Raw genomic sequence first — 21,651 nt, 5'->3', positions numbered from 1 at the left:
ATAAATACAACACATCGGAGTGTTGAACAGGAGACCGACATGCATACGCAGTGGATCGAACAGCGCACCGTCCAGCGAGTTTCGTTGCGAGAAGGCCTGGTTCTGAGTCTCGACGACTACAACGAACTCGTCATCGCGCGGCCCATGAGGCTGACCTTGCCGGCGATCGGGTCGCATCCGTCCGAAGAAGTGCTTATCGATCCCGCCCGGGTGTCGGCTCAGGAGCGTCCACTACTCGATTTGGCCGGCGCAGTGTGCACACGGGCCTGGTGCGATGACGAGGGGGCGCTGCATTTGGGCTTCTCCCGCGGGCATTGCATCGATGTCGATCCCGACAGCCACGAGACGGCGTGGGAGCTGTACGGCAAACGGCATGGCTACATGGCTTGCCTCCCGCATGGACGTGTGCGCGTCGTTCGCCATGACCTGGTCGATGACGAAACTGACGGTGCTGCAAATTGATTCGATGATTCGGAGCCGGGTTGCCGAGATAGCCGCCGTTTGCCCGGGGGTCGCGCGGGCAAATAGGAAACCGTTAGTATCGGTGCTATACCGATAGTTCCACTCTTGAGGGGGCGTGACGGTGGCTGATGATGTCCACGGTGTCGGGACCGTTTCTCGACGCGTCCGTCTTGCCGACCCCGCAGCGTCGCCGGAATACAGTGCGCGGCTGGCCAGGCTTGCCGCCTTCACGGTTCACCACAAGGCGCTCGTGATCGGTGGGTGGCTCGCCATTGCAGTGGTGCTAGCGCTGTTGTTCCCACAGCTCGAAACCGTTGTGCGGCGACAGTCGGTCGACCTCATTCCCCGGGACGTGCCGTCATTTCAGACTGTTGACCGCATGAGCGCTGCGTTCGGCGAGCAAGGGTCGAAGACGATGCTGTTCGTCGCCATGGAAAGCCCCGCTGGGCTGACGCAGCAGGCGCGGGATCGATACTCGAGGCTCGTCGAGCGCCTTCGAGCCGATCACGCCCACGTGCTGCTGGTGCAGGACTTGCTGGCCGATCCCGTGATGAAGGCACAAGCCGTCAGCGCAGACGGCAAAGCGTGGTTCCTACCGGTGGGGGTGGCCGGGACTCTGGGTGATCCCACTGCAGCGGAATCGGTGCAGGCAGTCCGCGCCACCGCCCAACGCGCCTTCGACGGGTCGGACATCACCGTCCGCGTGACCGGTCCCCCGGCAACCTTCAGTGACCAAATCGCTTCTGCCGAACACGATTTGCTGTTCATCTCGATCGCAACGGCCGGGTTGATCGCGTTGATCCTGCTGATGGTCTACCGGTCGTTGTTTACCGCGTTATTGCCCTTGCTAGTCATCGGGCTGAGTCTGGCCGTCGGCCGTGGTGTCTTGTCCGCATTCGGGCAGCTGGGCATGCCGGTTTCGCAGTTCACCGTGGCATTCATGACCGCGATCCTTCTCGGCGCAGGAACCGATTACACAGTCTTTTTGATCAGCCGGTACCACGAACAGCGGCGCGCCGGTACCCCTGCCGATCTCGCTGTCATTCACGCGACGGCCAGCATCGGACGAGTGATCTTCGCGTCGGCAGCTACTGTCGCCCTGGCTTTTCTGGCCATGGTCTTCGCCACGCTGAGCGTGTTCGCCGGATTGGGACCAGCGTGCGCGGTTGCCGTACTTGTGGGCTTCCTGGCTACGGTGACACTGTTGCCGCCAGTGTTGGCGTTGGCGGCCCGACGCGGTATCGGTGAACCCAAGCCCGACCGCACCCGCCGGTACTGGAACAGCGTCGCTGTGGCGGTCGTGCGTCACCCTCGGCCGTTGCTCGTTGCTAGCTTGATGATCCTCCTGGCTCTTTCCGGTGCAGCTGCCACGATGAAGATCAGCTACGACGACCGAAAAGGACAACCTCCCACCACGGCTAGCAATGAGGGCTACCAGCTCCTCGACCGACACTTTCGCAAAGACGTCGTCATCACCGAGTTCCTAGTGGTCGAAAACCCCGTCGACATGCGCACCGGGAAAGGGCTGGCCGACCTCGACGAAATGGCATCGCGCATCTCCCAGATCCCCGGCGTGGTCAAGATATCCGGAGTCACCCGTCCGGCAGGCACCCGCCTTGACCAAGCGCAATTATCGTGGCAGAACAGGCAAATCGGCGACAAGATGGCCGGTGCCGTCGCCGATGGCAATTCCCGCCGCGATGACCTCGCCAAGCTCACCGATGGAGCCAACCAACTGGCCAACGGACTCGCGCAGCTCGACACATCTGTACGGACCGCACTGAAACCATTAGGCCCAGTGCTCACCCAAGCACAGTCCGCCGGCCAGGACTTCCAACGGTTTGCCCCACTTCTGCACCAACTCTCAGCGACCAGCCCCAGTATCGACAACGCAATACAAGCCGGCCCAGGCATCCGCCCGCTGGCCGAACGCACACAAGGCGCCATCGACACCCTGAACCCGCTCGTCGACCTGCTCAATGGGTCACCCTGGTGCGTCACAACTCCCCAATGCGCTCAAATCCGCGACCAGGTCCAGATCCTGGTTGCTCTGAGAAACAACGGATTCTTCTCCCAGGTCGCCGCGCTGGGTGACCGCTACGACCCCGCCACCAACGCCACCGTAACCGGCACCATCGCCGACGTTCAGACTGCCGTCAATGCCATGAACAAGGCATTCGGCGCGCTGGGAAAGCCCGCCGATCTCGCGGCCAACATCACCCGGCTACAAGACGGCATCAGCCAGCTCGCCTCCGGTTCCCGCGCGCTGGCCGATGGGGTAAAGACGCTGGCGGACAGCAATATTGAGATGCTATCCGGTATGAGCCAAATCGCCACCCAGCTTCAGAACTCGTCTCGCGCGTCCGCGGGTTCGGATGCCGCGTCCGGCTTCTACCTGCCCGCAGACGCCTTTGCGAACCGCCAATTCGCCGACGTCGCAAAGCAGTTCCTGTCACCCGATGGGAAAACGGCGCGATTCGCAGTGGAGACCAGCAACGATCCCTACAGCGTCGAAGCGATGGACCTTGCCCGCCAGATGACCCAAGTCGCCGATGGAGCCAGGCCGAACACCTCGCTGGCGAACGCCACGATCTCTGTCGCCGGCTTCCCCGCGGTCAATTCTGATATCCAGCGTCTGCTCTCGTCCGACTTCATCCAACTTGCCATCGCCACCCTGGTCATCGTTGGACTCATCCTGGTGGTGCTACTGCGCGCGCTCGTGGCACCGCTGTATCTCCTTGGCACCGTGGTGCTGAACTACCTCGCCTCACTCGGCATCGGAGTCATCGTTTTCCAATGGATACTCGGTCATGAAATCGCCTGGCCTGTACCGCTATTAGCCTTCATCATTCTGGTGGCAGTCGGTGCCGACTACAACATGTTACTGGTATCGCGACTGCGGGAGGAGAGCGGCAGCAATCTGCGTATCGGCGTTCTACGGACGGTCGCCACCACAGGCTCGGTCATCACCTCCGCCGGCCTGATCTTCGCCGCGAGCATGTTCGGCTTGATGATCGGCTCGGTCGCGATCATGATCGAGACCGGCCTCATCATTGGCTGCGGACTGCTGTTGGATACTTTCCTGGTCCGGACGCTGACCGTACCCGCCATCGCTACTTTGCTGCGCGAACGGAGCTGGTGGCCACAACGTCTCGCCACTAGACCAAGGACTGCGGCACCGTCGCGATACCGCCCGACAGTCGACGTCGGCGCGTGAGCATGCAGCTTGCCCTCACATCACGTTTGAGCCGTTGACCGCCCACGGCGCTTGGACTCACTGGGTGGGCGCCCATTCCACCGAATATGGGCTCGAGTGAATGCGGCCGTCTCCGAATAGCCAAGTCGGCGTGCAGTTTCCTCGACAGTGAGTCCCGAACTCAACAGCTCGGCGGCCAGCGCTGCGCGAACCTCGTCTGCGAGTGCGCGGTAGCTGGTTCCCTCTCCCGCCAAGTGACGGTGCAACGTGCGATCGGTGATGCAGAGTTCCCTCGCGATGGTCGCCATGGATGGGATCTGGGTCGAATCTTGGATCATCCGCATCCGCACCCAGGCTGATATGCCACGACGGGTTCGTCGACGGTTCAATAACTCCTCGCACTGGCGGATACAGATCGCCGCAGTCTGGGGATCTGGCGCGGGCATCGGTTGGCTCACCAGATCAGCGGGGACAATCAGGGCGTTGCGCACCGCGTTCTCCACAGTGACCGTCACGTTGTCGATCTCCACCAGACTTGCCGGCAGCTGCAGATCCGCCACCTCCAGTCGCATCGCGATCGGCGCGTCAACGCCACGCATGAGCGGCGGCAAGATCTGCAGGAACATTGCAAAATCGCGTTCGAGCAGAAACCTCCGCACATCGGGAGGAACCTGGGCGTTATCAAGACCGATGACCGCTTCGGTGTTGTTGAGTTCTGGTGCGGCCAGACTCAGGTAGACGGTACTGAGTGCGGCGTACCGGCAGGCGACGTCTATCGCGTCCCCAACGGTTGGACTCGAAATCAGTGCATAACCCAGAATGCCCATGTCGGCGAAGGTGTAGCGCGCACCGGTTTCCGTACCCAGTCCCGGTTGATCGCCGAGTCGGCCGATCAGGTTGCGAATCATCGTCAGTTCCTGACTCGCATGCATCTCGCTGGTCGGGTCCCTCAACCCCTGCGACGTGAGTCCTGTTCCAGACAAACAGATTTCAGGATTGAGGCCGTGGTGTACCGCGGTCTCCAAGATGTGTCGACCCGGCGCCGAGGAGCGCGCCACGTCCCACACCGGGGCCATCGGACTAGGCATGTGTCTGAAAATATCAAATGTCTGTCTGATTCTGTCATTATCGAGCCATTGCGACCGGCCTAACGTCATGTTATGTCGACGGATCTTCTACGGCCCCCACCACGCGCGGTGCTTTCTGCAACTCGCAGCTCCGTCACTGATCTGTGGCGTCCGGTTGCGACAGGGGCTTACCGCGATCTACGGCGCCCACGCACTGCATCGGCGCCGAAGTCGGTGCCACGAACCACATTCGATCCGACGCTCGCCGAGAACATCGCCGACCCCTATCCCGAGCTGCTGCGCATTCGTGAGCATCCGGTGGTCGTCAACGAGCGGCTCGGCGTCTGGATGATGGGGCGCTACGAGGACGTGCACAAGGCCGTTCGCAACAATGAGGTGTTCTCGTCGAGGGACGGCATCATGCTGCGGTCGTTTGTCACCAGTGCTGTACTCACCACAGACCCACCCGATCACACCCGCCTGCGGCATCTGACCGCGCCCATGTTCAGCAAGCGTTCGGTACAGACTCTGGCCACAGATATTCGCGCGTTGTCCGATGAGGCGATCAGGCCACTGCGAGACGGCGACGTCATTGACATGGTCGCGGCGCTGACGATCCCCATGCCCATCAACGTCATTGCCACAATCTTGGGTATTCCCCATCCTCAGTGGCCGGCCTTTCGCACCGTATCCAACAAGTTCGCGAGACTATTCGGACCGCGGTCGGTGCACGAGGTCATGCGATACGTCGGTTCGCTACTTCAGTCCTACGTGCAGATGCGCAGCTTCATAGACGTCGAGATGGGCCGGCGGTCCAGCACGTCGGCAGACGATCTCTTGGGTTGGTTGCAGGCAGCCAAAGAATCCGGCGAGCTCAGCGATCAGGAAGCTTTCTTCTACGCGCTCATCCTTCTGGTCGCCGGCAACGAGACCACTACAAACCTGTTGGGCATGCTGCTCGTCAGGCTCGCCGAGGACCGCGAGTTCTTCCTGACGTTGAAAGCCGACCGCAGCCTGCTTCGCCCGGCGGTCGAGGAGACCGCGCGTTGGGGCTCGCCGGTGCAGTGGGTCACCAGAACCGCTACCGCGCCCTATCGGATCGGCGACACGGTAATCCCTAAGGGCGCAAAGGCGTTGCTCTTCTATGCCTCGGCGAACCGAGACCCGGCGAAGTTCAGCGACCCCGATCGGTTCGACCCTCATCGCGACACGACCGGGCACCTGGCATTCGGCCATGGACTTCACTTTTGTCTGGGCGCTCATCTCGCACGACTCGAAGTGATCACAGCGGTGGACCATCTGCTGGACGAACTCGACGGCCTGGAGCTTGCTGGACCCGTGCGCTGGGGTACCAATCCTTCACTGCGAGGACCTGTTTCGATTCCCTTACGCGTCCGGCGAGGAAGCGCTTCCTGAGCGACTGCATGCCGCCCCAATGTCGCTGTCTCCCAGTTCCATCGGAATATGACGATTCTATGTATCGAGGCCGCTGAGCGCCGCTTCGACGTAGTCGTGGACCGGTGGGTCCGCAGGCCTGCTCGTCCTAGGGATTGATGGTGTTTTCACCGACCTGGCGTCCCCACACATATTCGGTAAGCAATGGCTGCCCGAGTTCGAGGTGGTTGTAGGGAGCCAGTGATGCGCCGGTGTCGGCTACCAGGTAAGGGGCGGGCCAGAAATCCTTGGTGACTGTCTGCCAACATCCAGGGGCGCCGCCCGGGCCGCCTCGCGCATTGGAACGGGGCAGGTTATCCGGATAGACGTACGGATTCGGCGCACCGGTGAGCCCGATACGGAAGTCGATCGAGTAGCCGTTGCCGCCTGCGGATTCAACAGTCTGCGGCAGGATCGCAGCATAATTTCTTATGCTGCACAGGAATTCGGGACTGTAGGTGTTCAAGGTGCCGGTGGTCGTCACCAGGTCAGCCAGACCTCGCACCAGGTAGGGACTTCCCCGCCCCACGATGTCAGCGCCAGCGTTGCCGAAGCCCGCGGCAGCCAGCAGCGCCGCATCGAGATCGGCTCGCTGCTCATTGACGGTGCCTGCCGTGGTCGCTGCATTGTTGAGGAATTTCCAGAAATCGGGTGAGGATTGGGCATAGACGTCGGCGAGGTCGGTAAGGCGTTTGATGTCTTCGCGGATCTGCGGCATTTCAGGGTTGATGTCGTCGAGGACAGCATTGCCCGCGATGATTGATCGGCCGAAGTCGAGGCCGTGCCCGTCCAGTGCCTCGGCGGTGGCCGCAAGAGTCAGGTTGAGTTTGACGGGATCGACTTTCTGCGCGATCGACATCAAGGTTTCGAACAGGGTGTTGAATTCGGTCGTCACGTGCGAGACGTCGATCACCTGCGAGCTCGACACGCGCGCAGATGCCGGTCTCGACGGGCTACGGAAGGCTACATACTTGTTGCCGAATACCGTGCTGGCCTTGATCTCGGCGGTCACGTTGGCCGGGATCAGCTCGATGTACTTTGGAGCGACGTCCAGGGACAGTTTCGCCTTGGTGGTGTCATCTTGCTGGATCGCGCGCACCGCGGCGACCCGGCCGATTTCGACGCCGTTGTAGGTCACTTTTGCCCCGGGCTCCATGACCAGCCCAGCGCGATCCGACACCAGGGTCAAGTGCATGGCCGGAGTGAACTCACCGTGAAATTGCAGGTAGACCGTCGATACCACTACTACGACCAGGGCCAGCGCCACGGTCCCGGCCGTTCGTAACGGTGGATGGTGCCGCCAGTGATTCAGCGTGCGACCAACAGCGGCGCGATTCGACGAACGACTCACGCGGACAGGGGTTTTCATATGACGGGCTCACTGGATCGTGGTCGACTGAACCTCATAAGTGTACCTATAGTAGCACAACGCTACATAGCGTTTTGAAACTGTTAGTAGCGTTTTCTCAGCGCGGCTGGCGGATGGCGATGACGCAGGGTCACCAGGAAGTTTCAGCCAGGCCCAGTGCGAGCCGCCCGGTCCCAGCGACGACAAGCCGCAGGCGAACCGCCGGCGCACCTACCAATTCGCCGTCACGCCTCGGTTCGGGTGCGTGAGTGTGCGGCCAGAAAGTCGTCGACGATGCGGACGCACTGGTCACGGCTGATGGTGCAGAGTCCGGTCATGCGTGCGAAGACCAGCGGACCGACGAGCTGGCACTCAGCCAATTCGAGGTCGAATTCGTCAAGTTCTTCGCGAGCCTGGTCGCTCGACAGGATTTCGTCGAACGGTTTGCGGTATTGCTCGACGACCCTAGAACGCAGGCTGCCAGCCGGGCTGTCCTCATCTGCGGTGCCGTCAGCAGCAGGATCGGTGGGCCCAAGGGCGACCCAAGCCAGCGTGGTGACCTGGATCGGGGCATCGGCAAAGAGTGCGGCCTGCCGGCTGAGGATTTCAATCAGCCTCTGCCGCAGCGACCCCTCGTCGGGTGTCGGTGTAGTGACGTGCGGCAGCAGGCGCTCGAATGTGGCCGCCAGCAACTGTGATGAGCTTGCGAAATGCCGATAGAGGGTGGTGCGAGCCACCTTGGAGGCTTTGGTCACCGCGTCGATCGTGACGGCTTCGATTCCCCCGGTGGTGAGGAGTGCCGCCGCCGCGTCGAGCAGTCGGTTACGCGACCTGATCCGGCGGGGGTCGATGTCATCATCGTCGTCTGCGTATGCCGCCGGTTGAGTGCTCACTGCGTTGTCCCTTCGGAAAATGGGACCTGCGGGCGGCGTTTCCAGCAGGCGTCAAGGTATGGTACCAAGAGTAGCGTAGCGAAACTGTTCGTAGGTTTGTCCGCGGTTACGGAGAACACCCTGGTCGGTAGGCATGGCCGTCGTGTCTACGCGGGAGGGTCTTGGTGCGTCCAGAAGCTGCCAAACGAAGGCTCGTTGCAGTTGCGGTGCGGGCCCGACGATATCGCGAATCAGTGCGAAACAAGGGGATGACGATGGGTGACACAGCACATCCGGGGCCATATCTACTGCCTCCGCATACCTCGACGTGTACCGGGTGCGGGCCCGCGAATTCGCATGGATTGCAGCTGGTTGTCTATCGCGACGGTGACGAGGTCTACAGCGATGTGACGTTCGATGAGCGCCATATCGGCGCCCCAGGACTGGCGCACGGCGGCGCAGTAGCGACAGCCTGTGACGACGTACTGGGCTTCACGTTGTGGGTGGCCGGCACGCCCGCGGTGACACGCAGTCTGACAGTGGAGTATCTGCGACCTGTCCCGTTGCACGAACCGCACAGGATTACTGCCCAGATCACCGGCCGCCAAGGACGTGCTCTTCACGTCAGCGGAACGGGAGTCAGTCACGATGGCATCACCCGGTTCACCGCCAGCGCAGTCTTCGTGACGGTGGGTGTCGATCATTTCGCTGCGCACGGCGACGTGAGCGGATTCGAGGACCTGTTTGATCGGCTAGCCGGCGCGCTTCACCAACCAATTGGTGATCACAGCGTCTGAGCGTGGCGTTGGCAGCATGGCTTCGAAGTTGAGGCAGCATCGCCCCGATAGGGCGGCCGACCTTGGCGGTGTCGACACGTACCGCCGTAACAGTGCAGTAGATGCCGCGATGATGCTGGCAGTTAGCGGCGGTTACGAGGCTGTGCACGTTCGCGCGGTGGCCGCGCAGGTCGGAATCGGCGTCAGCACGCTGTACCGGTACTTCCCCTCCAAGATCCACCTCTTGGTGTCGGCGTTGACCCGCGAGTTCCAAGAGTTTGGAAACAGCCGCGATTGGACCGTCACCGCGTCGACACCGCGCGAACGCCTTCGCTTGCTCGTCGACTGCCTGCACACCGAATGGCAACCAAGACCCGCGCTTGACCGAGGCGGTGACGCGCGCCTTCGTCCTCGCCGACCACACCGCCGCCGCAGCCACCGATGAAGCGATCGACGTCATTGAAGGTCTGCTGGCAAGGACTTTGAGCGGCGGCGAGCCCACGGTCAGAGACCAGCGACTAGCGGGGCTGATCGCTGATGTGTGGCTTGCCAATTTGGCGGCGTTCAGCAGTGGGCGAATATCGGGTGAAGTCGCTCGGGATCGAATCGATAGGGCCATCGACCGCTTTGTGGACGCCACTCATGGCGATCCCGAAGTGGGCTGAGAACCTGTTCTTGATAACAGTAGAGAAAGTTCTCACAGCCTCGATCCGATAGGCATTTTTCGGTCCGTGGTGGCGGACGGGAGCGCCAGCGGACGGGAGCCGCCGCGGCGTGGATCTTTCGCCCAAATCGCGTCGGTGCTGTGTCGGGCACATTCGTAGACTTGCATCGTGGTGACGGACGCGGCACGTGCACGGGCGATCGCCGAGGAGCGACTGGCCGATCTGCCGCATCGGTGGGCCCATGTCTGCGGAGTCGCGGCGACGGCGGAGCGATTGGTCGTCGGCTTGGGCGCCATGGATGCCGACGCGGTGGTGGCTGCCGCGTGGCTTCACGATGTTGGCTATGCGCCGTCAGTTCGATCGACTGGTTTCCACCCCGTCGACGGCGCAGTGTTCGTCCGCGACGAGGGCTTTCCCGCAGTGGTGGTCTCGCTGGTGGCCTATCACACGGGCGCGGTGTTCGAGGCGCGGGAGCGCGGCCTCTTAGACGCGCTGGCCGAGTTCACGGCACCTCCGTCGTTGTTACTAGACGTGCTGACGTGCGCGGACTTGACCACTGGCCCGCAGGGCTCGCCTGTGCGAGCTGAAGATCGAGTCACGGAGATCCTGTCGCGTTACCCCGATGGGGATCCTGTGCATCGTGCGATCGAGCGGGCGGCGCCGAGCCTGTTGGCGGCGGCAGCACGAGTTAGTGCCTCCGCCGGCTAGAGACGACCTTGCCGGGCTACCCGAGGTATGGGCTGTCGCGGCGTTGAAGGTAGTGCTGAATGCGCAGCCGCATCGAGGGGTGGACGTCCAAAGATGCAAGTTCGCCTGGTGACGTCCAGGCGATGTCGGTGCTTTCCGAGTCGACTCGCAACTGTCCACCGAGCAGCCGGGTGGTGAAGCACAGCGAGAACTGTTGACGGACTTCACCGTCGGCGTAGGCCATAACGTGGCGAGGATTGGTGTAGACGCCGATGAGTCCGCTGATCTCGACGTCGAGACCGGTTTCCTCTTTCACTTCACGAACCGCCGCGTCGACGATGGATTCGCCCAATTCCATTGCGCCACCCGGCAATGCCCAAAGGTTATTGTCGCGGCGGCGAATTAGCACGATGCGATCATGTGAATCGGTGACGACGGCGGTAGTGGAGGGCACCACACTGTTTGCGGCTGGCGCGTGGGGATCGTTGTAGTAGTCGGTCCGGGCCATACGGTTCTCCAATCGGCAGGTCAGGCGTGCGTGGGTAATGGTTGGGCGGTGTTCCACACCCGTTCGAAAGAGAGTTGGTGATCGCGCCACAGCTCGGGCGCGTCGTCACGTCGAATAAAGAGGACGGGATTGTCGCTGGCGGGAGCACCGTATAGGTGCGGGTTGGCAATCAGGGTGTTGTCCGCGCGGAACATCGACGTGTACAGCGGTGTGGCGTGTGTGCGCACCTCCAAGCCTGGGGCGTCGGCGAGTGAAGCCAATCGTGCGAGTGTGATCTGGCAGCGAGCTGCTAGAACTGAGCCAATCGTCTCCTCTTCCCCGCGTTGGCTTACCGCAGCGCAATCGGGATCACCCACGATGAAGCGAATGGCGACTCCGCGTTCGGCCGCGACTGCGAGCGTTGAGCAGAACCTGGGAATGCCGTCGAAGAGGAAGGTGCCCCCGTAGACCAGGATGTCGATCTGCTCGGCGGCGCCGCCGAACAGTTGGGTCCACACGGCGACAGGGACGTCCGCGCGGCTTCGGTACACACTGACCGCGACCGTGCCGGTACCAGGTGGGCGCAGGGTGGGAAAGATGTCTGGCCACAGCGTCTGCGGATCACAGCCCAGTGCGTCGGCGGTGGCGCGCGCGTTGACCGCCTGGGGCAGTGATTCACCCCTGACCCAGCGGCCCACCGTCTTGACGTCGACACCGGCGGCTGTTGCGAGTCTGGCTTCGCTGAAACCCTTTTCACTCATTCGCGTCGTCAGTGCGTGGTTAGGAACAGGTAGCTTCTCGATCTGCTCATGCTAGGAGCGCGGTGCCAGCGTTAGCGACGCCCAAAGCACAAAAGTTGGCGCGCGATTGTCGTCCGAGTGTCCGCGTTGTCCAGGCGTCTGTCCGCTTTGTCTAACTGATGCCCTGGGAATGTCCGAGTTGTCCGCCTGAACTGGTGGTCGCGGCCGAGCGGTCGCGAGAAAACAGCAGGAAGGACAGTTGGAATGAAACTACGTATTAACACCGGCGGTGTGTCATTTGTGTGCACGCGGGCACCCGAACAGCGGATCGCGTTTGACACCGGCCAGCCGAAGCTGGATCGCGAGACGGGTCTGCCGCTGTGGCAGGTCCAGGTGATGGCGCTGGACTCCACGGGCGGCGACGTCATCACCGTGACGGTTGCCGGCGACCCGAATGTGACGGTCGGGCAGCCGATCCACATCGAGGGCTTGGTTGCCCTGCCGTGGAGCCAGGACAGTCGCAGCGGAGTCGCGTTCCGCGCTGAAGCGATCCGCGCTTCAGGTGCACCACTGGCGGGAGTCGTTGCCGCACCTCGGAATGCGTCACCGAGCGGCGTACCCGGCGGCACGAGCAAGCCGGCCGCCTGACCCTTTCGTCGAGTGGGCGCAGCACCGCAACACCAAGAGACGGTGGTGCTGCGCCCGCTCGGCCGAAGCCTCTCCTTACCCCGATCCCGCAAGCCTGCCGGAAGGTCTGCCATGCCTGGCCACCCACGAGCTCACCGCTCCAACCGCTCTCTTCCGAACCACTCGGACTCCGATGACATTGCCCTCCGTGCAGCCACGGCGCTTGGCAAAGCGACTGCTGCGCTGGTATGGGCGTCGGTGTTGTTTCCGATGATCAGCATTCCGGCCATCACAAGCGTCTGGATGGCCGTCACTTGCGGTCCCTTGGTCGGCCTCTTGGCGGCGATCTGGTCGGCTCTCGCATTGTTCAGCTGGTTTCTGTTATCCCCCCAAACGTTCCGTCAGTGGGTGACGGTACGTCTGCGGGTCCAGTGGCGCACATGGGGTATCTATCGAGGCCGATGGGCCACGGTCTGCACGCTGTGTGGCCTGACCGCCGGTCTCGACGGTCACGTCATGGTGCCGATTCTGCGTTCGGTGACGATCGGTGTCACGAGCGACGTTCTCGAGGTACGCATCCTCACGGGCCAGTCGTTGGCCGACTGGCAATCCCGAGGTGACGCGTTAGCCGAAGCGCTGAGCGCCCAGCGGGTGACCATTCGCTCGACCCGACCGGGCTCGATCCGCATCACCGCCCATCACGGCGATCCGCTGACGACACCCATCCAACTTCCTCGTCCGGCCAGGGGCACCACACCGGACCTGTCCCGCCTGTGGGTGGGGCTCACCGAGGCCGGTGAGCGTTGGCGCCTACCGCTACTGGGACAGCACATCTTGGTCGCAGGCGCGACCGGCTCGGGCAAGGGCTCGGTGCTTTGGTCAATCATTGCCGCCGTCGGCCCCGCCGTGCGGGCGGGCTGCGCACGCCTCGTCGTCGTAGATCCCAAGGGAGGGATGGAGTTCGGGCGCGGACAAGTGTTGTTCACCTCGCTCGCCCATGACAACGGTGAACAGACACTCGCTGCGCTGCGGGCGGTTGTCGCGGTGATGCAGAAACGTGCGCAACGGCTGCGGGGGAAGACTCGGCTTCACACTCCGAGTGTCTCCGCACCACTGATTGTATTGATTATCGACGAAATCGCCTCGCTGACTGCCTATCTCGGGGACCGCAGAACACGCGCCGAGGTTGAGCAGCTGCTGGGGCTGCTGCTGTCCCAGGGCCGCGCAGTCGGTATCTCGGTGGTCGCCGCGGTACAGGACCCGTCTAAAGATGTTTTGCCCATCCGGCAGCTCTTCTCCATCCGGGTCGGGCTGCGCATGAGTGAAGCCACCCAGACCGCGATGGTGCTCGGAGCCGCCGCCCGAGAAGCCGGCGCCTTGTGTGATGGAATCTCCACCGGTACTCCCGGTGTCGGTTACGTCTGCACTGACGGCAACGCTGAACCGTTGCGAGTTCGGGCCTTCCACGTCACCGATTCCGCCATTGATGATCTCGTCGCTCGCTTTGCCCCCACAAGAGCGCATCCTCGGACCGCCGAGACTGAAGGTCGCCAGTCGTGACCACTGCTGCGCTGGGCATTGCGGTTTCGACACTGCCAGGCCTTCCGGCCGGTACCGACACCATCGGCGTGGTGGCGCAGATGGTGCGTCGCGCCGCCTCCCGCGACTTCGAGACCTGGTGGAATAAAGCGGAGAATGCTGGGTTCTGTGCGAATCCGATCCGTCTGACAGGAACCGACAGCTTCGGTCGCGAGCTTCGGGTGTGGACCCGATGCAACAACCGACGCGCTGTCGCCTGCCCGTCCTGCTCTGATCTCTATGCCCGCGATACCTGGCAACTCGTACACGCCGGCGTGCACGGTGGCCATCACGATCTGCCGCCCACAGTCGCCGAACACCCTCAGGTGTTCGTCACGCTGACCGCGCCCAGTTTCGGGGCCGTGCACACCACACGCGATGACGGCCAGCGAGGCCAGGCTCGGCGGTGCCACGACCGGGGCCGGAATGCCCACCAACGTTGCCAGCACGGGAGACCCCTGTGGTGCAGCTCCATCCACCACGAGGGCGATGCTCATGTCGGTCAGCCGCTCTGCGAGGACTGTTACGACTACATGGGGCATGTCCTGTTCGCCTGGCATGCCCCTGAACTGTGGCGGCGCTTCACCATCGCCCTGCGCCGGCTGTTGCGTAGACGCTTACGCGCGCTCGGCGAATCCCCCACCGCTGCCCGAATCAATTTCGTGAAGGTGACCGAGATGCAACGTCGGGCGATCCCGCACTTCCACGCCGTAATCCGCCTCGACGAGCCGCCACAGCCGGGCCAAGCCCCAACACCACCCAAGTCCTCAATCACAGCCACCGACCTGGCCCTCCTAATCCATCAGGCCGCAAGCGGCGTCGCACTCACTGTCGCCGCCCCAGCACACGGCGCTGAAATCAGTAGCCGTGTAATACAGTTCGGCACTCAGACGGATGCGCGGCCATTGCGGTCGGACAGTAGTGACTGCGGCGGGGCAACACCTCGCCAGTCGCGTCGGTCGGTCCCGGCCTACCTGGCCAAGTACGTGACCAAATCCGTCGCCGACTTCGGCGTTGGGGTCCGACGGATGTCACCGCTCGCCGTTCCCGATTTAGACGTCCCCACACATATCCGGGCGATTCTGACCACAATTCTCGATCTAGCCGATCATGGCGCCTACTCGGAGATAGACCGCTGGCTGCACACTCTCGGCTTTCGTGGGCATATCACCACCAAATCCCGGCTGTTCTCCACCACGATGAGTGCGCTGCGCGAGCATCGAGCTGAGTGGACTCGGGAGCAACGCCACCGCTCAGACCTCGCGACCGACGAACATGATCGGGCGCTTCACGGTGCCGAAGAAGAAGTGGAATGGACATTCGATCGAGCCGGGCTGGGCAATCTCGGTGAACGCACTTTGGTCGTGTCTGCGGCGCACCGAATGATCGAACATCGCCACATCGTCCGTGCGAATCGCTGGACGCACGATCAATCCTCGCCACCAGACTGGTCGACATGACTACGCCCGTATTCGATCGCGAGAAGACCGGTCCCGGGACCCTGCGAATAGCTGAAATTGCCTCGCCCGCAGCACAACCCGTATGTGTTACTTCACCCCCACAAGCCGTACGCCGGCATTCCGAATTACTTCCACACGGAGAGGAAAACGGATGCATACTGAATTCAGTGCTGAGCTGATCACCGTGCAGGCCGCGGCGGATCGTCTCGCAGTCAGTCGATGGATGGTGTACCGGCTGATCTGGGACGGACGTGTCAGATCGGTACAGATCGGTAGGTGCCGGCGGATCGTGCGGCAGTCTTTCGACGACTACCTATCCGGCTTGATTGAAGGAGCCGCGTGATGGCTGCAGGTGGGAAAGCACGTCGCAACGCGAACGGCCAGGGCGGCGTGTACCGACGAGGTGATGGGCGCTGGGAGGCGAAAGTCTTCGTCGACACGCCGGACGGACGACGGAAGCGCATCAGCGTCTACGGCGATAGTGAGCGTGCCGCCTTGGACGAACTCGGCAAGGTTCTCGATCAACAGCGACGCGGCATACCCACTGCAACAACGACGTTGACGGTCGCTGAGTACATGACCTACTGGCTAGAGCACATTGCGGAGCCTAGCGTTCGGCGCACGACGTATGCGACCTATGAGGGCGACGTGCGCCTGCACATCATCCCGGGAATTGGCAATCGGAAGCTGAAGTCACTGCAGGCCTCGCATATTCGCGCATGGCTGACCGGATTGCAGACCCGATGCCAATGCTGCGCCCAAGGGAAGGACGCAGCGCGAGGGCGCAAGTCGCAGGCACGGTGCTGCGCTCTCGTGCCTGCCAAGTGCTGCAACGACGCGTTGTCTGCCAGCTCGATTCGCCACATTCTGCGCGTTTTGCGGGCTGCTCTGCAGGATGCGGTCGACGAAGAGATGTTAAGCCGCAACGTCGCCCGACTCGTTCAGTTGCGCGTGACCGATGACCGGAAGGTGCGCTCTTTCACGCGGGCTGAGGCGATGCGCTTTCTCAAGACCGCTGAGACGACGCGACTTTATGCACTGTGGGCAGTCGCGCTGTCGATGGGACTCCGTCGTGGTGAGGCGCTCGGGCTGCAATGGTCCGACGTCGATCTAGACGCTGAGCGGATTACAATCAGGCGAGCGTTGCACCGCGTGGACGGCCAGCTGAAGCTTGAGAACGTCAAAACTGAAGGATCCGTCGCAGTTCTGCCAGTACCTCGGACGCTTGTGCCGATTCTGACTAACCACCGCCGGCGCCAGCTGGAGGAGCGCCTGGCCGCCGGATCAACGTGGCGCGACACGGGACTGGTTTTCACGACCCCTAAGGGCGGCGCGTTGGAGCCGCGCAACGTCAACCGAATGTTCCACAGCCTGTGCGCGAAGGCGGAGGTGCCGCAACTTCGCGTCCACGACCTCCGACACTCGTGCGCCACCCTGCTCTTCACAATGGGAGTTCAGCCGGCGACGGTTCAGAAGATTCTGCGCCACAGCTCAATCACGGTGACGACGGGAACCTATGTCGAGGTCATCGAAGCCGTTCAACGGGATGCTTTGGACTCGATGGGCTCACTGTTCGCCTCCAACAGCCTCGGCGACGAAACCGGGTAGCGTTCGCCTGATGGAATTCAGCGGATACGTTCAGCTTCGAGTCCGTACAAGTCGACCGCAACGACGCGCGATCGAGTGCCGCAAGCCGACGATGACGTTGCCGTTGTCGAAATATCAAAGGTCTCTGGTTACGACGGCAACGGCTGAGACGGAAAAAAGCCGAATCGGCCTTCCCCCGCAACGCCTGTGAAAAATACGTCGGTTGACTCCTTCCGGAGTCCAGATGGTGGATCCATGTTCTCCATGATGATGACCTGCCCACCAACCGACTGCTGAATGTCGTCGTAGAACCGCGCAGCAATGCCGATGTCGAGAACCTCACGATCGACGGCTTCGCCAGGCTTCGGTGGGCGATAGGTCACCAATGGTGAATCCAGAACGACAAATCCAGGGTGTGGAAGATCATTTTCAAAGCAATACTGAGCAAGGCCAATGGTGAAGGCGGAGTGGAGGATTGCGCGAACGCCTTTACCGTGAGCAGAGCGTAATTGATCGCCCGCTATCAGATCCTGCTCATCCCGGTCATAACGGACCTCATCACCATCAGGGACCTGCCACGCGGAAAGCCTCTCACCGATCGCTTTAGAGAAGCGCCGCACAGTACTCCCTCCAGCAAGCCAAAACTGCCGCCCTCGACCCCCCTGGTGAGCGTGACGTCTTCACCAGTCGGCGTCCGAATTCCCAATAGGACTGTGCTGTAGCCCGCGCGCTGCGGAATCTCCCGAAGAGTGGAACCACGAAGCATGAAGTCAATGGCGTCGACAATGAACGACTTCCCTGTGTCAGAGGGACCATGGATGACAGTCGTTCGTGGCCCGAAATCAACCGTCGCTGGAGCCTTGCCGGGCCCCACGAAAGTCAGATGCGTCAGGCTAATGCGGTTTGCCATTGTTCCCGTCCGTATCGGGCCAGTGAAATTCTTCGGACCAGGAATCGAATATCGCCTTTGTCTGCCGTCGCAGATTCGCTTCGTCCAGATCGGGAAAACTTCCCAACACCCATCCGACACGATCGCGCAAGCGATGTGAGTACGACGAGCCCAAGACTCCCACGAAGTGCAGGGCGCCGTCGCCGGCAAGAAACCGCACCCCGTTCATTCCAACCGCAATCTCGGCGAGATGCAGCCTCAGCAGAAGACCAATTCCTGCCTCGATAGATTCACGCTTGGCCGCAATCTCGCCTGCACGGATCGGCAGAGCCGGATGCAGACTTTCAGGGCCACCGACGTCCCTGCTGTGGAGCACGAAGTGATCAAGCAGGACAAGCTGATTCAGGTCGAGTTCAGCTGGGAAGGCCTGGGTCAAGATCATCAACACGCGGATGCCGACCTCCAAAGGGCCGTTCAGCGGCGATTCATTGATGCTTTGCGGCCTCCGACGGTCGCCCGCTGGACCGTTCGGTGCCCGATTGTCGTAGTCATTCATTGCGCGACATCCATTGAATCCGATCGACGTTCGCCAGCTGGTGGCACATGCCCTGTCGATCATCGATCTCGACCACCGAAATCAGACGATGCCGACTCAGATCCAGCTGTCCAACTAGCGAAAGCACACTCGTCAAACGTCTCAGGCCCGTGGCGTGGTGGTCCTCGACTACATCGATAACACCCGAATGAATGTCATCCTGCAATCGCTCAAAAGTCCCCGGCGGCACTGAATCCCGCGCGTACACTCGTAGCGCCTCCGCCTTGTAGAAGTTCTCGCGGTGGCGGCGAAAGCGTTCGCCCACTCTGGGATTTGATGCCACTGATTCGGGTTGGAGGCTTTCCTCGGGGTGTGCTTCGGCGTAAACATCAACCAGTTGTTGTACGTATCTCCGTTCGTGTGTCGCCAAGTCACCGGGAGCTGGCACATGAGCGGGTCGCGGCTGAAGCGCTGTGGCGAATCGGTCGCTGTACCAACAAGTTGTCTTATGCAGTTCAAGCACATCAGTCAGCTCGACGGATCGGAACATCGAGAAATCCGTGACCGACGCCAGTTCCTGAACCGAAGAGACGAGGTCCGACTCAAGGCCCCTCGCGAGGGTGCTGTCGTCGTCGGCCAAGTGGTCGAGGAACTTTTTCCTCAACTTCTGCGGGCTGCTGAGCATCCGACCGCAGTTTGTACTGCAACCGCGGGGAGCCAAGATCTGGTAGCTGTCCGGCAGAACGCACTCTCCGACAACAGTTGCCACGAAGATCTTCAGAATCTCGGGAAGTATGTCTCCTAGGGCGAGAGGTTCTGCATAGTGCTTGCACTGGAAACAGTCCCAAGCACCTTCTAGGCCGTTTGCAGTCTTGAACGCCGCAATGTCCGCGCCCCTGTCACCGGCTCCACCGAACCGCTTGACCTGAACGTAGCCGGATCTCAGGGCATGCACCCATTCAAGGATGAATAGTTCCCATTGGACGTCGTCGTACAGGGAAATGCGTGCCATGGGCGATATTGGTGGCCCGGACAGCGCGACACCAGTCTCTCCATGTAGGGGTTCTGGTATGTCGCGAAGACCACTAGAGGGACCCCCAGGAGCCTGGCTATCTCCGCTCTGAGCTGCGTTCAACCGACTCTTGCCTCCCGGCGGTCAGGATACGACAAGTCGTAGGATCGCCAGCCGAGACACGACATGCCCCGGCCGGGAGGCTCACGGTTCGCGAGCAGGCATCATGCTGCAGCGTGACGGAAATTCGACGATCGGAGCGGGGACGCTGACCGCCGCTGGTTGGTTGGGACCAATGGCATGGCCATCACCCCGCCACACCGCAGGGGCCGTCACGCCGCAGGGGCGGACTGTGTTGACCGACAGCGCCGTGGCGGCCATCCGGGAGCTGATGAGAAGGGGGCGATGCGCTCCTGCTCACGGCTGAGATGAACCGAACTGTCGTCAGAACTGTCGTCAAACGACCTTCTGAGCACTCAATCGAGTGCTGTTTTGCCTGGTGGAGCTAAGGGGATTCGAACCCCTGACCCCCACACTGCCAGTGTGGTGCGCTACCAACTGCGCCATAGCCCCAGGTGTGCCCACCGAAATTACACCACTGGCGGGCCTGCCTCAAAATCGCTGGTCAGGGCAGCTCACCAGCGGCCTCCGGGCCGAGCGGCCGCGGCGGTGTGTGCTCCAACGGCGGCGCATCCCGCGTTTCCGGCGCCAGCAGCCACCCGATCGATGCCAACACCAGGATGGCTCCGCTGATCGCGAACGCCCACTCGAACGACAGGTGCTGGGCGATCTCCCCCACCCCCAGCGATCCCGCGATCGACCCCAGGTCCGACATCATCTGGAACGTCGCGACGGCCGTCCCGCCGCGCGCCTTGCCGATGATGTCGGCCACCGCGGCCTGCTGCGGCGCGGTGAACACCCCGGTGGCCGCCCCGGCGATGAACGCACCGACCAGGAACACCGGCAACGACGTCGCAGCCCCGACCACCGCCGTCGTCAACCCGGACAAGCCCAACCCGCTGATCAGCAGCGGTCGCCGCCCGGTCCGGTCAGACAGGCGACCCGAAGGGATCACCGCCGCCACATTGCCGGCCGCGAACGTGGCCAGGGCCGCACCCGCGACCCCGGGCCCGCGGTGCAGAGCCTCGGTGATGAACAACGGCACCAGCGCGACCCGCAGCCCGAACGCCGACCAACCGGTGGCGAAGTTCGACAGCAGCGCGGCCCGGTATGCCCGATGCCGAAGCGCCACCCGCAGGGTGACGGTCAGTTCGTCGGCCGGCGCGGGCGCCGCCAGGTGCGAGTGCCGCAGGTTGATGAACACCACCGCGGCAGCGATGAGGAGCGCCGCCCCGTAAATGAGGAAGGGCGCGGCCAGGCCCAGCCCGGCAGTCAGGCTGCCCAACAGCGGACCGGCCACCGACCCGACCAGGAACGCACTGGAGAACATCCCCGCCACCCGGCCGCGGGCGTTGTGCGGGCTGATCCGGATCATCAGCCCGAGCGCGGAGACGAAGAACATCGTCGAACCGATCCCGCCGAGCGCCCGGAACACCAAGAGCTGCCAATAGGTATGGGCGAACGCACACGCGCCGGTCGACAACGCCACGATCAGCAAACCGCTGACGTAGATGCGGCGCTCCCCCAGCCGCTGCACCAACATGCCCGATGCCGGGGCGAAGCACAGCCGCATCAACGCGAAGGCGGTGATCACGAACGTCGCCGCGCTGATACTCACGCCGAAGTTGCGGGCGAACTGCGGCAGCACCGGCGCCACCACGCCGTACCCCAGGGCGATCACCGCGTTGGCGGCGATCAGAACCCAGACTTCCCGCGGAAGCTTGGCTTCGGCTTCCGAGGGACAGTCACCCTCCGCGACAGAACTCACGAGATGACTGTATTAGGACGGGCCGAAACGCTGCGGGTGACCTGGTAGCACGTGGTCAGCAGACAGGCCCGTCGCCAGCCGAACGCAAAGCGCCCGTCCTGGACCGCAGGGGGGATCGAGAGCAGTCCAGGGCGGGCACCCGACAGCCGAGAGATGGGGGGTCGCTCTCGAATGCCGTAATGACGATCTAACGTGTCGAATCCCGGTTGTGCCAGTACCTGCCGAAGAATGAGGCGAATACTCATTTATGAGCCATCCGCTCATCAGTTGCCGATACCGTCGCCCAGATCCGCCTATACAGCACAAGCATTGACGCGTAAAGTGTTCTCTTCCAACACCTT

22 protein-coding genes and 1 tRNA gene are annotated in these 21,651 nt (G+C 62.4%); 12 read left to right on the top strand and 11 right to left on the bottom strand.

Annotation, left to right across the window (positions count from 1 at the left end):
- Positions 1 to 39: 39 nt before the first annotated feature.
- Together AB431_RS09260 and AB431_RS09255 are read left to right on the top strand one after the other, a co-directional pair.
- Positions 40 to 462, top strand: coding sequence for a DUF6188 family protein (locus tag AB431_RS09260; protein WP_036339711.1), 423 nt, complete (start codon positions 40 to 42; stop codon positions 460 to 462).
- A 121-nt stretch (positions 463 to 583) separates the two neighbouring features.
- Positions 584 to 3,679, top strand: a complete 3,096-nt coding sequence (locus AB431_RS09255; protein WP_225509172.1) for an RND family transporter — start codon at positions 584 to 586, stop codon at positions 3,677 to 3,679.
- 20 nt (positions 3,680 to 3,699) lie between these two features.
- Here the strand turns inward: AB431_RS09255 and AB431_RS09250 are convergent, their stop codons facing one another.
- Positions 3,700 to 4,734 (bottom strand): AraC family transcriptional regulator, encoded by a 1,035-nt coding sequence (locus AB431_RS09250; protein WP_179475362.1) that lies wholly within the window; start codon positions 4,732 to 4,734, stop codon positions 3,700 to 3,702.
- Positions 4,735 to 4,959: 225 nt separating this feature from the next.
- Here AB431_RS09250 and AB431_RS09245 point away from each other — a divergent pair, with 225 nt between their 5' ends.
- The gene (locus tag AB431_RS09245) at positions 4,960 to 6,141 is read left to right on the top strand and encodes a cytochrome P450 (RefSeq protein ID WP_225509173.1); all 1,182 of its coding nucleotides are present in this window, start codon (positions 4,960 to 4,962) and stop codon (positions 6,139 to 6,141) included.
- Between the two features lie 127 nt (positions 6,142 to 6,268).
- On the opposite strand, the gene AB431_RS09240 is transcribed toward AB431_RS09245, so the two are convergent.
- Both AB431_RS09240 and AB431_RS09235 read right to left on the bottom strand, forming a co-directional pair.
- A complete protein-coding gene (locus tag AB431_RS09240) occupies positions 6,269 to 7,426 on the bottom strand; it encodes an MCE family protein (RefSeq protein WP_230986017.1) in 1,158 nt (385 codons plus the stop codon).
- A gap of 326 nt (positions 7,427 to 7,752) precedes the next feature.
- Positions 7,753 to 8,400: a TetR/AcrR family transcriptional regulator gene (locus AB431_RS09235; protein ID WP_036339721.1), complete on the bottom strand. Its 648-nt coding sequence runs from the start codon at positions 8,398 to 8,400 to the stop codon at positions 7,753 to 7,755.
- Between the two features lie 254 nt (positions 8,401 to 8,654).
- Between AB431_RS09235 and AB431_RS09230 the strand changes: the two genes are divergently transcribed.
- From AB431_RS09230 to AB431_RS09220, 4 genes are all read left to right on the top strand, one after another.
- A complete protein-coding gene (locus AB431_RS09230) occupies positions 8,655 to 9,176 on the top strand; it encodes a PaaI family thioesterase (RefSeq protein WP_047333248.1) in 522 nt (173 codons plus the stop codon).
- 16 nt (positions 9,177 to 9,192) lie between these two features.
- Positions 9,193 to 9,600 (top strand): TetR/AcrR family transcriptional regulator, encoded by a 408-nt coding sequence (locus AB431_RS31180; protein ID WP_225933665.1) that lies wholly within the window; start codon positions 9,193 to 9,195, stop codon positions 9,598 to 9,600.
- Positions 9,536 to 9,820, top strand: coding sequence for a hypothetical protein (locus tag AB431_RS31175; RefSeq protein ID WP_225509175.1), 285 nt, complete (start codon positions 9,536 to 9,538; stop codon positions 9,818 to 9,820). The genes AB431_RS31180 and AB431_RS31175 overlap by 65 nt, the downstream gene beginning before the upstream one ends.
- Positions 9,821 to 9,985: 165 nt before the next feature.
- A complete protein-coding gene (locus tag AB431_RS09220) occupies positions 9,986 to 10,528 on the top strand; it encodes an HD domain-containing protein (RefSeq protein WP_036339723.1) in 543 nt (180 codons plus the stop codon).
- A 16-nt stretch (positions 10,529 to 10,544) separates the two neighbouring features.
- On the opposite strand, the gene AB431_RS09215 is transcribed toward AB431_RS09220, so the two are convergent.
- Both AB431_RS09215 and AB431_RS09210 read right to left on the bottom strand, forming a co-directional pair.
- Positions 10,545 to 11,015 carry an NUDIX hydrolase gene (locus AB431_RS09215; protein WP_036339726.1) on the bottom strand — a complete coding sequence of 157 codons (471 nt, stop codon included), beginning with the start codon at positions 11,013 to 11,015 and terminating at the stop codon, positions 10,545 to 10,547.
- A gap of 20 nt (positions 11,016 to 11,035) precedes the next feature.
- Positions 11,036 to 11,755, bottom strand: a complete 720-nt coding sequence (locus AB431_RS09210; protein WP_047329669.1) for a helix-turn-helix domain-containing protein — start codon at positions 11,753 to 11,755, stop codon at positions 11,036 to 11,038.
- A 243-nt stretch (positions 11,756 to 11,998) separates the two neighbouring features.
- Between AB431_RS09210 and AB431_RS09205 the strand changes: the two genes are divergently transcribed.
- The 5 genes from AB431_RS09205 (at position 11,999) to AB431_RS09185 (ending at position 17,007) form a co-directional block, all read left to right on the top strand.
- The gene (locus tag AB431_RS09205; protein WP_036339731.1) at positions 11,999 to 12,382 is read left to right on the top strand and encodes a hypothetical protein; all 384 of its coding nucleotides are present in this window, start codon (positions 11,999 to 12,001) and stop codon (positions 12,380 to 12,382) included.
- 387 nt (positions 12,383 to 12,769) lie between these two features.
- Positions 12,770 to 13,921 (top strand): FtsK/SpoIIIE domain-containing protein, encoded by a 1,152-nt coding sequence (locus AB431_RS09200; RefSeq protein WP_235435864.1) that lies wholly within the window; start codon positions 12,770 to 12,772, stop codon positions 13,919 to 13,921.
- Positions 13,922 to 13,932: 11 nt separating this feature from the next.
- Positions 13,933 to 15,399, top strand: a complete 1,467-nt coding sequence (locus AB431_RS31545) for a replication initiator (RefSeq protein WP_036345898.1) — start codon at positions 13,933 to 13,935, stop codon at positions 15,397 to 15,399.
- A gap of 82 nt (positions 15,400 to 15,481) precedes the next feature.
- Entirely contained in the window at positions 15,482 to 15,742 is a 261-nt protein-coding gene (locus AB431_RS31540) for an excisionase family DNA-binding protein (protein WP_081844992.1), read from the top strand.
- Positions 15,742 to 17,007: a site-specific integrase gene (locus AB431_RS09185; RefSeq protein WP_036345900.1), complete on the top strand. Its 1,266-nt coding sequence runs from the start codon at positions 15,742 to 15,744 to the stop codon at positions 17,005 to 17,007. The genes AB431_RS31540 and AB431_RS09185 overlap by 1 nt, the downstream gene beginning before the upstream one ends.
- A gap of 128 nt (positions 17,008 to 17,135) precedes the next feature.
- Here AB431_RS09185 and AB431_RS30370 read toward each other — a convergent pair whose 3' ends face one another.
- The 6 genes from AB431_RS30370 to AB431_RS09155 all read right to left on the bottom strand — a co-directional run bounded on the left by AB431_RS30370 (position 17,136) and on the right by AB431_RS09155 (position 21,310).
- Positions 17,136 to 17,606, bottom strand: a complete 471-nt coding sequence (locus AB431_RS30370; RefSeq protein ID WP_125477408.1) for a hypothetical protein — start codon at positions 17,604 to 17,606, stop codon at positions 17,136 to 17,138.
- Positions 17,510 to 17,896, bottom strand: a complete 387-nt coding sequence (locus AB431_RS31535) for an ATP-binding protein (RefSeq protein WP_036339737.1) — start codon at positions 17,894 to 17,896, stop codon at positions 17,510 to 17,512. Before AB431_RS31535 ends, AB431_RS30370 begins: the two co-directional genes overlap by 97 nt.
- Positions 17,880 to 18,431: an ABC-three component system middle component 2 gene (locus AB431_RS09170; protein ID WP_051659897.1), complete on the bottom strand. Its 552-nt coding sequence runs from the start codon at positions 18,429 to 18,431 to the stop codon at positions 17,880 to 17,882. Before AB431_RS09170 ends, AB431_RS31535 begins: the two co-directional genes overlap by 17 nt.
- Positions 18,424 to 19,422, bottom strand: a complete 999-nt coding sequence (locus AB431_RS09165) for an ABC-three component system protein (RefSeq protein ID WP_051659898.1) — start codon at positions 19,420 to 19,422, stop codon at positions 18,424 to 18,426. Before AB431_RS09165 ends, AB431_RS09170 begins: the two co-directional genes overlap by 8 nt.
- Positions 19,423 to 19,919: 497 nt before the next feature.
- Positions 19,920 to 19,995: transfer RNA gene (locus AB431_RS09160), tRNA-Ala, on the bottom strand.
- Positions 19,996 to 20,047: 52 nt separating this feature from the next.
- Positions 20,048 to 21,310 (bottom strand): MFS transporter, encoded by a 1,263-nt coding sequence (locus AB431_RS09155; RefSeq protein WP_047329667.1) that lies wholly within the window; start codon positions 21,308 to 21,310, stop codon positions 20,048 to 20,050.
- Positions 21,311 to 21,651 lie beyond the last annotated feature (341 nt).

It is taken from the genome of Mycobacterium sp. EPa45, from assembly GCF_001021385.1.
In the GTDB taxonomy this organism is placed as follows: Bacteria; Actinomycetota; Actinomycetes; order Mycobacteriales; family Mycobacteriaceae; genus Mycobacterium.
This window is presented reverse-complemented; position numbering and strand designations above follow the sequence as displayed.

Coding starts and splice junctions, on each gene's coding strand:
- AB431_RS09260 (WP_036339711.1), top strand. CDS start 40: ATGCATACGCAGTGGATCGAACAGCGCACCGTCCAGCGAGTTTCGTTG.
- AB431_RS09250 (WP_179475362.1), bottom strand. CDS start 4,734: ATGGCCCCGGTGTGGGACGTGGCGCGCTCCTCGGCGCCGGGTCGACAC.
- AB431_RS09230 (WP_047333248.1), top strand. CDS start 8,655: ATGGGTGACACAGCACATCCGGGGCCATATCTACTGCCTCCGCATACC.
- AB431_RS31180 (WP_225933665.1), top strand. CDS start 9,193: ATGGCTTCGAAGTTGAGGCAGCATCGCCCCGATAGGGCGGCCGACCTT.
- AB431_RS09215 (WP_036339726.1), bottom strand. CDS start 11,015: ATGGCCCGGACCGACTACTACAACGATCCCCACGCGCCAGCCGCAAAC.
- AB431_RS09210 (WP_047329669.1), bottom strand. CDS start 11,755: ATGAGTGAAAAGGGTTTCAGCGAAGCCAGACTCGCAACAGCCGCCGGT.
- AB431_RS09205 (WP_036339731.1), top strand. CDS start 11,999: ATGAAACTACGTATTAACACCGGCGGTGTGTCATTTGTGTGCACGCGG.
- AB431_RS31540 (WP_081844992.1), top strand. CDS start 15,482: ATGTGTTACTTCACCCCCACAAGCCGTACGCCGGCATTCCGAATTACT.
- AB431_RS09185 (WP_036345900.1), top strand. CDS start 15,742: ATGGCTGCAGGTGGGAAAGCACGTCGCAACGCGAACGGCCAGGGCGGC.
- AB431_RS31535 (WP_036339737.1), bottom strand. CDS start 17,896: ATGGCAAACCGCATTAGCCTGACGCATCTGACTTTCGTGGGGCCCGGC.
- AB431_RS09170 (WP_051659897.1), bottom strand. CDS start 18,431: ATGAATGACTACGACAATCGGGCACCGAACGGTCCAGCGGGCGACCGT.
- AB431_RS09165 (WP_051659898.1), bottom strand. CDS start 19,422: ATGGCACGCATTTCCCTGTACGACGACGTCCAATGGGAACTATTCATC.